Genomic DNA, 12,205 nt, shown 5'->3' with positions numbered 1-12,205 from the left:
TTCGCTAATCCTTCGCCGTCATCAGGCTGGATAGAGGACTTCCACCTCCAAGCTGTCGTTCATACTCGGCACACCGCAAGCGGGCCGGCCGCTGGTCGCGACCGGCCCCGCGCTAGCGGACGAGTTCGACCATCATCCGCGCTTCAGGCAGTTGATCGATCGCGGCGCGATCGTGCCGGTTCCGCGTGGATCGGCAGGCGAGGTCTATGCGGATGCGATCCTGGCCGCGGCGAAACGACCACCGCCGCAGGCGCCATTCGATTTCACCGGCTGGTGGCGCGATGTGGCAACGACGGTGGCGGCCGTCATCTATGCCCGCAAACGGAACCGCGCGAGATAGTGCAGGCCGAACACGGCGATCAGGAACGTCGCCCAGATCGGATCGGCGCGGTCGAGGAAGAAGCTCTCCATCGACGACAGATAGAGGCCGAACAGCCATATCCGCAGGAACATCATCGACAGCGGGCCGTCATTGCCGTCCTCGTCGGCGGCCTGGAAATCGCGCAGCGGCTTGACGACAACAGCGGCGATCAGGAACACAAGACCCGGCAGGCCGGTGCCGAGCGCGGTGTCGAGATAACCGTTATGGCTGTGCGAGGCATAGCCTGCCCATTCCTTGCCTTCCTTCAGATTCGTGATCGCATTGCTGCCCCAGAAGGCTTCGAAACCATAGCCGGTCAGGAGCCGCTGATGCAGCGAATCGACGGCAAAGACCCAGATGTCGGAGCGGCCGGTGAAGCTCGTATCCAGCGGCAGGAGCTTTGCGATCGACGCGAGCGTGTCGCTCAGCACCGTGCCGACGCTGAACAGGTTGAGCACGATGAGCGGCAGCAGCAACATCAATGCGCGTCCCCAGAAGGAACGAACGACCGACGTCAGCGAGGTCAGCAGCAGCACGGCCAGGCAAAGCGAGATCGAGCTCTTGCCCGCGGAATAGACCAGGAACAGGGCCGAGAGCGCTATGACGATGACGCCGGAGATCCATCCGCCGGCACGGATGAAGTAGACGCCGAGGAACATCGTCATCGCCATTATCGCAGCGGCGACGTTCTTGTGCCCGAACGCGCCACGCCAATTGCCGGCGAGCGCCGGCTCCTGCGGGTCGGTCGCCAGATGGATCGACAGGTTCGGAGCCAGCAAGATCCCGAGATAGCAGGTCGCGAGCAAGACCAGCGCGGCGATGCTGAACCACCGCATCAACTCGCTCTGCGACTTCGGCAACAGCATCACCGTCGCCGTCACCACCACGACGAATACCGAGAGCGCAAAGCGGCGACTCGAGGTGGCCGGATCGAACGACAGTACGACCGTCAGGCAAAGCCAGGTCCCGAACAGCACATAGGCCGGGGTCAGCAGCGACGCCAACGCCGGCATGTTGTCGCGCATGGTCAACACGAGCATCAGCACCATGAGCAGGCCGAACAGCGCGTAGAGCACGGCCTCCTTGCCGGAGGTCACCTCTCCGACGCGCATGTCGCTGAGATCGTCGAACGGATGCAGCGAAATCCACACCAGCAGCAGGATGCCGATGAAGACCGCGGCGCGGACGAAATCCATCACCGGCCGCCGCCACACATCGGCGAAGACGGCCCGGGCTTCGGACGTGATGAGAAACTCGGTCACGAAACGATCTTCGCCGCGGCGTAGGGTTGCGGCTCGATGCCGAGCACCGCAAGCGCGCTGCCGACGGCCACCATCATCGGATGCATGGCGATGATGGCCTTCCGTTCCCTCAAGACGATGCGCGTGGCGCGGAATAGCGAGAACGGCACCAGGCCGAACATCTTGGCCATCACAGCGGCACGCGACCACGTCGACTGCGCGCCCTTGCGCTCGATGTGATAGTTGATCGCCCCGATCCGCAGGCCGCGCCGCACAATCCAGCCGAGCTTGGTCCGGCTCCGCGGCACCGTCTCCGAGATGGCCGCTTCCGTCGCCCAGTAGAATCGGAAGCCCGCACGGCGGGAGCGTGCAAAGAAATCATGGTCGCCGCCACCTAGGAAATTGAAGCGCAAATCGAACGCGGGGCTGCCGAGGCCAGCGAACACCTGGCGCCGGATCAGGCAATTGCCGCAGCCATAGATCACGGGCACCGGCCCGCTGCTATGATAGGCCGGCGCAAATGCCGGATGACGCTTCAGGCCGCGCTTGCGCTCGTCGTCGAAATTCGGCCAGACCGGCCCGCCGATCACGTCCGCCCCGGTCGTCTCGGCGGCCTCGATCATGCGCTCGAGCCAATCCGGCGAGGCGATCTCGTCGTCGTCAATCATCAGGAAGTTCGCGGCTTGCGGGAAGGTTGCGAGCGCCGTCTCGAACGCTGCGTTGATGGCGTGGCAGTTACCCTGCCGCGGCTCGACGAGGCAAAGGCCATTCAGCTTTCCAGACGCCAGGAATTCCGCGGCCACCGGTGCGCTTTCACAATTGGCCGCGTCGTTCTCGACCACCACGACCGCAAAGCGGCGCGCGGTGCGCTGCGCGGCGACCGATTCCAGCGTCAGCCGCAGATGCTGCGGCCGGCGGAAGCTCGGGATGCAGACTACCGTCTCGACGGAGCAGTCGAGCCCGGGCGAGGCCGCGACCCAGGCGCGGTCCGTTACAAGAAACTCGGTCGCAATCGACATCTTGTTCATGGCTTCAATCCCAGTCCGCGACACGCCGTCCCAGAACGGGTCACGCCACCATCATGGGACGCAATCGTCCCGAAATCGTTGATGGGCGGAGCCGCACGAAAGCGATTCGCAGGGTATGGCCAGGTCATGGCAAAATCCGATCCAGCCACGCGCGGCGCGGCGACGATCTCTTGCGAGGGTTAATCGGAGGGCATTTCGCGCGCTTTCCGCTCCACTGCCATTCGATGAGCATTGACGAGCGCGCGATGGCGCGCGCGTTGGCAGCAATTCGTTAAGGTTAAACACCGTCGAGAGCGCCGGCACGAAGAGCCTTCATCCCCACTGGCATTCGATTTGCTGTTCCTCGGGACGACAAAGAAATCGACCGAGACCGTAACAACACTCGCAAACGTCTGAGGTTTCACCTTGAAAGCGCTAGACCTCGTTTCGCTGGGCACAAAACATGTCCGCAACGCGCTGTCGGAAGAACTCTATCTGCGCACCGGCCGCGATGTCACCCGGCCGGCCGCGATCTTCGCGGAGGTCGTCGAGCGCTGCAACTACAAGTGCCGTTATTGCGATTATTGGCGCCGCCCGAACTACCGCGAGGAAATGTCGATCGAGGAATGGCAGCGCGCGCTCTCGAGCCTGAAGGAATTCATCGGCGCCTATCATGTCGAATTCGCCGGCGGTGAGCCCTATATCAAGAAGGGTTTCCTCGACCTCGTCCGGTTCTGCCGCGACAACGACATCCATTGGGGCGTGACCACCAATGGCGGCGCCTATCTGAACAAGAAGATCGTCGCGCGGACGGTCGAAGCACATCCCTTCAACATCAACATCTCGATCGATTCGCGCGATCCGAATATCCACAACTATTCGCGCGGCGTCGAAAACTCGCTGAACGACATCGTGCAGGGGATCCGGAACGTCTCCGAGAAGCGCCGCGCCGAAGGATTGGATTTTCCGATCATCATCAAACCAGTCGTGCACAGACTGAACTTCCGCCAGCTCCCGCAGATGGTCGACTGGATCCAGCAGATCGGCGCCACCGCGCTGAGCTTCCAGCCCGTCGAGATGGGCACGCAGGAGGTCGAGGACGAATTGTGGATCGGCGAACGCGAGATGGATGATCTGATCGCGGTTCGCGACGAGTTGCTGCGGCTGAAGCGCCGGGGCGCGCCGATCCTCAATGGCGAGGCCGTGCTGAACGCCTGGCCCAATCATTTCCGCCGCGAGAAGGCGCCGCCGGAGGTCATGCCCTGCCGGGTCGGCATGCGCAACTATTTCATCCGCTCCGACGGCCGCCTCGAGGTCTGCTGGTTCTTCAAGCCGATCGGCAACGTGCGCACCCAGACCGCGCGCGAGATCTGGTACAGCGAGGAAGCGCGCATGCGCCGCAAGGAAACCGTGGCCTGCGACAAGCTCTGTCTCTTCACCTGCCTCGCCCAGCGCACGCTGCAGGACAAGCTCAAGATGGGCCTGACCCTGCTGACGGGAATGAAGGCGCAGGCGAACGAGGTCAACAGCAACCGCAGCCCGGGTGAAGCGGCAGCGTAACCCCTGGCCGCTCGTAATCGCTGATGCAGTTGTCCCGGGTTGCGCTTCGCTTCACCCGGGCTACGAGGTCACTTGGCTGCGAACAGCTTTCGGAACAGCTTTTCCGATTCCGGGAAGCGGCCGGTGTCGATCTGCGTCGGCCATAGGCCGTCGACATTGAAGTAGGCCGCATAAGCGATGCTGTCGCGGTTCTCCACAAACCAGTCGTGCATTTTCTGGATAAAGTAAGGATTGTCGCCGGCGTGGCCGACGCCCCACTCCGGAAAGCTCATGCGCTTGCCGTGGCGCGCGGCGAAATCGCGATGCCATTCGAGACCGAAAGGCGCCTTGAGATAAAGCGTCTGCCAGCGCTCCTCCACCGAGCCTTCCGATTTGAAGTCGTAGACGTCGAGCCCGATATAGTCGACGACATCATCGCCGGGATAGGCGAGATCGGCCGGCATCTCCTGCGCCCCCCAGCCGGGACACCAGTCGAACTTGAACTCGCTGGACGCACGGCGGAAGATCTCCGTCACGCGCCGGAACGCCCTGATGTAGTCGGCTTCCTGGCCCTTTGCGAACCAGCCCATCTGCGAGAGGTTCATCTCCCAGCCGAGCCGGATGATCGCGCGCGGCTGCGCATCGGAGATCGCGCGGGCCGCCGCCTCGAACTCGGAATCATGCAGACCATCCGCGACATCGACCAGCGGCGTTCCCGTGATCGTCAGCGGCATCGACCAGACCACGTTCCGTTTTGGATTAAGCCGTCTCCAGATGCCCGGCACCCAATCCACTTTTCGAAAATCTTCCCAGGTCGATTGGCCGTAGAAGTCCACACCGAGCACGGATGACGGCTTCTGCTTCAGCCATTTCTCCCAGGCCTGCAGCATGTGCTCGCGGCCGTCGGATCCCCAGTCCACAAAGGCGCCGGCAAACCGCGCGGGATCGGCGCCGAGACGGGAGGCTGCGCCGGCGGCGTCCCGCGCAGGGGTGGCGCCGCCGAGAACTGCGCCGGCCGAGGCCGTCAGCATCCCGCCGACGAACCGGCGCCGGCTCAATCGTTCAGTTCGAGCCATCTGCCCTCCTCGCGAATTTGCAAAAGAATGGCGCCAATCTCTTGCCCACCGTTTCAAAAGCGGACACCGCGGACGGAACGGTTGTGCCGAAACCAACTGGCGGCACAGCCTTGGTATCACCCGCGGCGCGATCCCGCCCGGAAATCCCGTAATCCCACATGCACTCATACCCGCGCCGAACTGCATCGGCGATGCGCGGATCCGGCTCTGCAATATCCGGGCAAGCCGCGCAGACGGACACGAAACACGGCTTCTTATGGTTACTTCGCGCCGTCAGCAGCGCAGCGATCGTCAGCCGCAAACAAAATTAACCAACGACGATCCCAGCCGCGGCCAATGCGCCGGTTCGGCATCGATCTTGCTGAAAGGTTCGCCGAGGACGAACGGCGGCTTGGAAAGCGACAACCGTGAACGCGATCGCCAGAGAGATCTATGAGATGGACCCAGTTGCGTTGTTAACCCCGACTTACGGGCGCGACCTGGAGATCTGCACCTTGCTTTGTGAGAGCGTGGACCGGCACGTTACCTCGTTCTCCAAGCATTATCTCTTGGTTCCCGATTGCGACCTGCCGCTGTTCGCGCCGCTTGCCGGCGAGCGTCGCGTCGTCATCCCGGCCTCGACCTTCCTGCCCGGGTGGCTGCGGCCGCTGCCACGCATCATCCAGCGCCGCCGGCGCCAGTTCTGGTGGTCGCTGCGGGCCAAACCGGTGAACGGATGGCATGTGCAGCAGATCCTCAAGATCGCCGCCACCATCGGACTGCCTCACCAGCGCTTTTGCATCCTGGATTCCGACATCGTGTTCTTCCGCGACTTCGACCTGACACGGTTCGAATATCCAAACGCGATCCCGATGCTGACCATGTCGAATGTAGTGACGGCGGACCAGCCGCGACATTCACGCTGGCTCGTGACCACCCATGAGCTGCTGGGGCTGCCGACGCCGCCGTTCCCGGCCGACGATTTCATCGGGCACATCATCTTCTGGGACAAGCAGACCACCCGAGCCCTGGCCGAGCGCATCGAGACCGTCACCGGCCTCGACTGGATCGACGCGCTGTGCAAGACCCGCGAATTCTCCGAATACATGCTGTACGGCTATTTCGTGCAGAACGATGCCGCGGCCTCGCTGCGGCATGCCGCTGTCCCGGACACCCCCTGCGTCAGCTATTGGGACGATCCGAGGCTCAGCAAAAGCGAGTTGCAGGATCTCTTGCGTCGCGCCAACAAGGACGACGTCGCGTTCTCGATCGCATCCTTCTCCGGCACGCCGGTCGAGACCATCCGCGCTGCGATCGCCGAGAGCAACGAAATCCTTTCGCTCACCGGCAGCGGCAAACGCACGGAGTTTGCGGCGTTATGCTGATCGGGCAAGCCAGCATCAACCTGACCGCCAACATCCTCTCAGCGCTGCTGGGGCTGCTCAGCGTGTTCGTTTTCACGCGGCTGTTCTCGCCGCATGATTACGGCGTCTATTTGCTCGGCATCGGCTTCGCTTCCGTGATCAGCGTGTTCCTGGTCGGCTGGTTCCGAAATCTGATCCTGAGCGGGCACGCCCGCAACGACGGCACCGACGTCCGCGAACTTGTACTGTCAGGCTATATCATTTGCTGCCTGACGGCACCGATCGCCTATGTGCTCGCCCGGCTCGCCGGCCTGGACAACACCGCGGCGTTCGCCACGGTGGCGCTCTCGGTCGCGATCGGCCTGTTCGAACTGACGCAGGACCTGGTTCGCGCGCGGCTGATGGCGCTTTCGGTGATGAAGGCGACGCTGGTGCGCGCCGTCTCCGTGCTCACACTCGGCGTCGTCGTCGCGCTGGTGAGGCCGAACGGCTTCTGGCTGTTGCTTTCCTCCGCCCTCGCCTATCTGCTCGCAGTGCTCGTGCAGTCGCGCACCGCCTGGCGTGGCACGCATGTCAGCTTCGACCGTACTGGTCTCATGGCCGTGGCCAAGACCGGCCTGCCGCTGACGCTGTCGCTGACCCTGCTTGCGATCGCCAGCATCACCGACCGTTTCATGATCGCCAACCTCGTCGGCGCGGCCGATGCTGGCCGATATGTCGCCTCGCTCGACCTCGTCAGGCAGACGCTGATGATGCCGGCGATGAGCATGGCGGCAGCGTTCTTTCCGCTCGCCGTCCAGATCCACGCCAAGCAGGGTGATGGCGCGGTGCGCTCGCATCTCGCCGAATGTCTCGAGCTATTGCTATCAGTTACGCTTCCGGCTTCGCTCGGCTTTGCCGTGGTCTCCGGGCATGTCGCCAACATCATCCTCGGCCCTGACTTCCGCGAGCTCGCGGCGGAAATCATGCCTGTGATCGCGGTCGCCGTGGTGTTCCAGGTCTTGACGCAGCAGTATCTGCACGCGAGCTTCCTGCTGTCGGGCCGCAACGGCTTCTATCTCGTCAACACCGCCTCGCTGATCGCGGCCAATGTGATCCTGTCCTATCTGCTGGTTAGCCACTACGGTGCCGTCGGCGCGGCCTGGGCGCGGCTCGGCGCCGACATCATCGGCTTTGCCTGTGCGCTGGTGCTGACCCGTTATGCCTTCCGCGTTCCGCTGCCGCTTGGCCGGCTGGCGCTGGTCCTGATCGCCGCACTCGCGATGGCGCTGACGGTCGCCGCACTCGATCGCATCCTGCATATTCCGGATCTCGCCGCCTGCATCGTGCTGGCGGTGGTTGGCATCCTCACCTACGGCGTTCTGGCCTGGCTGTTCGACATCGCAAGGATTCGCGGCCGGCTGAAACACAGCTTCACGGCCTTCAGAGCAAAATTCGCAAGCAGCAATATTGGATAACAGCCAATGACCGACATCCTTACTTTCGGTGCCATCCATGCAACGCTCGCCAATGTCGACACGGCGGGGCCGGCCGCGCATCCGCAGTCGCTGCTCGACCTGCCGCCGGGCGAGGCGCGGCAGAGCCTCCTCACCGTGCACAGCATCCTGGAGGCAACGCTGCCGGCGGGCCCGCTCGCGATCTACGAGGCCGGCGGCGGCTCGACCAGCTTCCTGCCGCTCAAGGTGCTGCGCCGCAGCCACATCACCGTGGTCGACATCGACGAGGATCAGGTCAAAAACAATCAGTACGCGCAGGCAACGATCCTGGGCGACATTCAGACCTACCGTTTCGCACCGAAAAGCTTCGATTTCATCGTCTGCTACAACGTTATCGAGCACGTGCCCGATGTCGAGGCCGCGCTCAGCGGTTTCTGCGAGGCGATCAAGCCGAACGGCTTGATCCTGATCGGCGCACCGAATCCGAAGTCGCTCTCCGGCGTGGTGACGAAGTATTCACCGCATTGGTTCCACGTCTGGTTCTATCGCTATGTGCGCGGCGACAAGAAGGCCGGCCTGCCGGGCGAGGCGCCGTTCCCGACCCATTTCCATCCGCTGGTCACGCTGGGCAAGCTCGAAGCTTTCGCCAGGGCGCACGGCCTGCAGGTGATCTACCGCAAGGTCTATGAGAGCCCGCGCTATCCGGAGATGCGCCTGCGCAAGCCCCTGCTCGCCGCGCTGGTCGACGCCACCGCGAAGGCGATGAACTTCTTCCTGCCCGGCAAGACCGACGTGCGGCACGGCGACTATCATGTGATCCTGCGGAAACTGTGAGAAGATGCACGCGCTGTGGTCCGAAGCCGTCGTGAAGGTCAGCCACCGGCTGGCGATGCATCTGCCGGTCGATCGGGTCCGGCTGCGCAATGCCACGCCGATGGTCAGCTTCACCTTCGACGACCTGTCGAAGAGCGCGGTGACATCTGGCGCCGACATGCTGGAGGCCCATGGCGCCCGCGGCACGTTCTATGTGTCGGGCGGCCTGGTCGGCGTCGACACGGCGAACTGGACGTCAGGCAACGATGACGACGTGCTGTCGCTGCATCGCCGCGGCCACGAGATCGGCTGCCACACCTTTTCGCACCGCCGCACCAGCGATCTCGATGTCAGCTCGCTTGCCGGCGACATCGCCTGCAACCGCCGCTACTTCGACTTGCTCGATCCGTCGATGCAGATCGAAACCTTCGCCTATCCGTTCGGCTACGGCTCGTTCGCGCACAAATACCTGCTCAAGTCCAGGTTTGCGACCTGCCGCTCGATCGTGGAGGGCGTGAACTTCGGCAATGTCGACCTGCAGTTCCTGCGCGCGATGCCGCTGATCGATCGCCAGATGGATCGCGATGCAATCGAGCGGGCCTTCGACGAGGCGCAAATCCATAACGGCTGGTTAATTTTCTACAGCCACGACGTTGCCACCCGGCCCAGCCTGTATGGCTGCTCGCCGGGGCTCCTGAACCACGCGCTGGAAACGGCGGCGAAGCGGAATATTCCGGCGCTCACCATGGCGGAGGCGTTCCGATGCGCGAGCGCTTAAACGCTTTGTTTGCCTTTTCAGTGAATAGTCCCTCAAGGACTATGGTTAATTTTTACTGCTGCGTTGTTGCCGCGCGGTCCGCTCTCGCACATCGCACAGCCCGAAGAGTAACCCCTCAGCCGATGTGTGCGGCGTTTGGAATGGAAGCTGGGGTCGATGCTTGATTACGACCAGCCGATAAACAGCCAGGCCAAGAGCCAGGGCGCCGGCGAGCCGCGCCGAAGCCAGGGCTTCAACGTGGTCGACCTGGTCCTGCTGCTGTGGCGTCGCAAGGCTGCGATCGCGGCTGCCGCGCTGCTCTGCGCCTGCATCGCGGTTGCGATCGGCAAGAGCCTGACGCCGAAGTACGCCGCAACCGCGCAGCTCTATGTCGACCCGCGCGAATTGCAGCTCGTCGAGCGCGAACTGACCCCGCGCGCGCAAGACGTTTCGGGTCTCGCGATGGTGGTCGACAGCGAGGCGCGGGTGATCACCTCCAACAGCGTGCTGTTGCAGGTCATCAAGAACACCAATCTCGACAAGGACCCGGAATTCGGCGGCGGCGGCGATGGCAAGAGCCTCCTCGGCGCGCTGCTCGGCCTGGTCGGGATCGAGCAGCGTCCAACGGCAGAACAGCAGCACCAGGCGACGATGAGCGCGCTGGACGCCCTCAGTCGTCACATCAATGTGCGCAAGACCGACCGCACCTTCGTCGTCGACATCGACGTCTGGTCCTATGAGCCAGCCAAGGCGGCGATGCTCGCCAACGCGCTTTCGACTGCCTACCTCGCCGAATCCAAGCAATCGCAGGCCGCCGCCGCCCGGCGCGCCACCAGGGATCTCTCGGGGCGACTGAAGGAATTGCAGGAACGGCTGCGCAACGCCGAGAACGTGCTTGCCGTCTACAAGGCGCAGAACAATTTCGTCGGCACCCAGGACACGCTGATCGCCGACCAGCAGCTTTCCGCCAGCAACCAGCGGCTCGCCGCCGCGCGGGCACTGACGCTCGATGCGCAGGCGAAGTACGACCAGATCGAGGCCAGCCGGCGCAATTCGAGCGACCCCGGCGCGATCCCCGAGGCGCTGCAGTCGCCGACCATCGCTAACCTGCGCGCGCAATATGCTGATGCCAAAAAGCGGCAGGCCGAACTGCAGAGCGAACTGGGCCCGCGGCATCCGGCGCTCCGGCAGGTCGAGCAGCAGGTCGAGGATCTCCGCCGTACCATCAGGGAAGAGATCGAGCGCTTCGCGCAGGCCGCGAAGAACGATTTGACCCGCGCCCGCGACTATGAGGCATCACTGAACAAGGCGCTGGACGCGCAGAAGCGCCAGAGCGTGCAGATGAGCCAGGCCTCGGTGCGCCTGCGCGAACTCGAGCGCGATGTCGAGGCGAGCCGCGACGTCTACCAGTCCTTCCTCAAGCGCTCGCGCGAGACGGAGGAACAGGAGAGCCTGAACACCTCGAGCGCGCGCGTGATCGGCGAAGCCACCGTGCCGCAGCGGCGCACCTTCCCGCCGGCGATGAGCCTGCTCGCCATGATCGGCTTCGTGCTCGGCGGGCTCGCGGCCGCGGCCTGGATCATCGCCGTCGACCAGCTTGCGCCCGGCGCCGACCCGATTCGGCCGAGCAAGTCGACCTCGCCCGAGAAGCAGACGACAGCGGCGCCGGCGAAACAGCCGGTCCTCGGAAAGCCGGCACCGCAAGCGGCCGTCAGCGTCATTGAGAAGCCGGTGATTGCTCGGCTGCAGGAATCAGACGTGATGCGCACGCTGGGCGGCATCCTCACCGGCGGCCAGGTCGCCGACGTCACGCGGCTGGGTTGGCCGACATTGCGCGCGGGCTTTCCGCTGATGACCTTCCTCGGCGCCATCCGCGACATGTGCGCGACGCTCAAGAAGTACGCGCCCGCGACCGGAACGCCAGTCATGGCCGTGATCGGCGCGGGTTCATCCATCGACCGCAGCGTGGTGGCGTTGAACGTCGCGCTCTCGGCCGCACGCGACGGCGCCAAGGTGCTGATGATCGATGCCGATCATCAGAAGCGCGAATTGTCGGGCAAGGTCGTCCGGCTTGGCAAGCGCGAGGCCGGCCGCCTCGGCTGGCTCAGCATCGGCAGCAAGGCAACGCGCGCCATCAACACGGCGAACGGAATTTCCATCCTGCCCGTCATCGAAGGCGGAGACGCCAGAGCGGCGGAAGCCATCCGCAAGTCGGTCGCGCAGGCGCGATCCGTCGGCGGTTACGATCTCATCATTCTCGACGGGCCGGCGGTGCCGTGGAGCGCGGCTGATCGCAAGCTCTTCGATCTCGCCGACGGCCTCCTCGCCGTGCTGCCGGTCCATCTCGATATCAACGACTGCATGGAAGACATCCTCACCGCGCTCGGTGGCGCGGAGCGCAAGCTGGTCGGCGTCGTCCTGAACGAGCTCAATCCCATGGTGGAGAGCCGTCAGCAAGACAAGCAATATGCGTGAGCGCTCCACTGGCGCTCTCTGACCAGCGAAGGTTCGAAGCGCAGTTGACCGCACTCCGCGCTTCCTTCACCTCCCCTTGAAAAGGTAGGGCTATCGCATATGGGCGAGGGCGCGGAGAAGGAAGTCGTTGTTCCATCTGGCCTGGAGCATTTTGTGG

At 63.8% G+C, this 12,205-nt stretch carries 10 protein-coding genes; 7 read left to right on the top strand and 3 right to left on the bottom strand.

The genetic code is table 11. The features are described from left to right. Positions 1-151: 151 nt before the first annotated feature. Positions 152-340 carry a hypothetical protein gene (locus AAFX91_RS32370; RefSeq protein ID WP_394569284.1) on the top strand — a complete coding sequence of 63 codons (189 nt, stop codon included), beginning with the start codon at positions 152-154 and terminating at the stop codon, positions 338-340. Here the strand turns inward: AAFX91_RS32370 and AAFX91_RS32365 are convergent. Next, positions 310-1,623, bottom strand: a complete 1,314-nt coding sequence (locus tag AAFX91_RS32365; protein ID WP_130583502.1) for an O-antigen ligase — start codon at positions 1,621-1,623, stop codon at positions 310-312. The genes AAFX91_RS32370 and AAFX91_RS32365 overlap by 31 nt on opposite strands. After that, complete coding sequence (locus AAFX91_RS32360; RefSeq protein ID WP_282529021.1) at positions 1,620-2,630, bottom strand: glycosyltransferase family 2 protein; 1,011 nt, start codon at positions 2,628-2,630, stop codon at positions 1,620-1,622. Before AAFX91_RS32360 ends, AAFX91_RS32365 begins: the two co-directional genes overlap by 4 nt. Positions 2,631-3,035: 405 nt before the next feature. On the opposite strand from AAFX91_RS32360, the gene AAFX91_RS32355 reads away from it, so the two are divergent. Continuing rightward, the gene (locus tag AAFX91_RS32355; protein WP_130583503.1) at positions 3,036-4,169 is read left to right on the top strand and encodes a radical SAM protein; all 1,134 of its coding nucleotides are present in this window, start codon (positions 3,036-3,038) and stop codon (positions 4,167-4,169) included. Positions 4,170-4,237: 68 nt separating this feature from the next. Here AAFX91_RS32355 and AAFX91_RS32350 read toward each other — a convergent pair whose 3' ends face one another. After that, complete coding sequence (locus AAFX91_RS32350) at positions 4,238-5,224, bottom strand: glycoside hydrolase family 26 protein (protein WP_394569283.1); 987 nt, start codon at positions 5,222-5,224, stop codon at positions 4,238-4,240. A gap of 407 nt (positions 5,225-5,631) precedes the next feature. Between AAFX91_RS32350 and AAFX91_RS32345 the strand changes: the two genes are divergently transcribed. The 5 genes from AAFX91_RS32345 to AAFX91_RS32325 all read left to right on the top strand — a co-directional run bounded on the left by AAFX91_RS32345 (position 5,632) and on the right by AAFX91_RS32325 (position 12,048). Beyond that, positions 5,632-6,588, top strand: coding sequence for a DUF6492 family protein (locus AAFX91_RS32345; protein WP_394569282.1), 957 nt, complete (start codon positions 5,632-5,634; stop codon positions 6,586-6,588). After that, positions 6,582-8,024 (top strand): lipopolysaccharide biosynthesis protein, encoded by a 1,443-nt coding sequence (locus tag AAFX91_RS32340; protein WP_394569281.1) that lies wholly within the window; start codon positions 6,582-6,584, stop codon positions 8,022-8,024. Before AAFX91_RS32345 ends, AAFX91_RS32340 begins: the two co-directional genes overlap by 7 nt. A 6-nt stretch (positions 8,025-8,030) precedes the next feature. Beyond that, positions 8,031-8,837, top strand: a complete 807-nt coding sequence (locus tag AAFX91_RS32335) for a bifunctional 2-polyprenyl-6-hydroxyphenol methylase/3-demethylubiquinol 3-O-methyltransferase UbiG (protein WP_130583738.1) — start codon at positions 8,031-8,033, stop codon at positions 8,835-8,837. A gap of 4 nt (positions 8,838-8,841) precedes the next feature. Next, complete coding sequence (locus tag AAFX91_RS32330) at positions 8,842-9,594, top strand: polysaccharide deacetylase family protein (RefSeq protein ID WP_130583737.1); 753 nt, start codon at positions 8,842-8,844, stop codon at positions 9,592-9,594. Positions 9,595-9,750: 156 nt separating this feature from the next. Continuing rightward, positions 9,751-12,048, top strand: a complete 2,298-nt coding sequence (locus tag AAFX91_RS32325; RefSeq protein WP_394569280.1) for a GumC family protein — start codon at positions 9,751-9,753, stop codon at positions 12,046-12,048. The last annotated feature ends 157 nt before the right edge of the window (positions 12,049-12,205 follow it).

This window comes from Bradyrhizobium sp. 31Argb, from assembly GCF_043638955.1.
In the GTDB taxonomy this organism is placed as follows: domain Bacteria; phylum Pseudomonadota; class Alphaproteobacteria; order Rhizobiales; family Xanthobacteraceae; genus Bradyrhizobium.
This window is presented reverse-complemented; position numbering and strand designations above follow the sequence as displayed.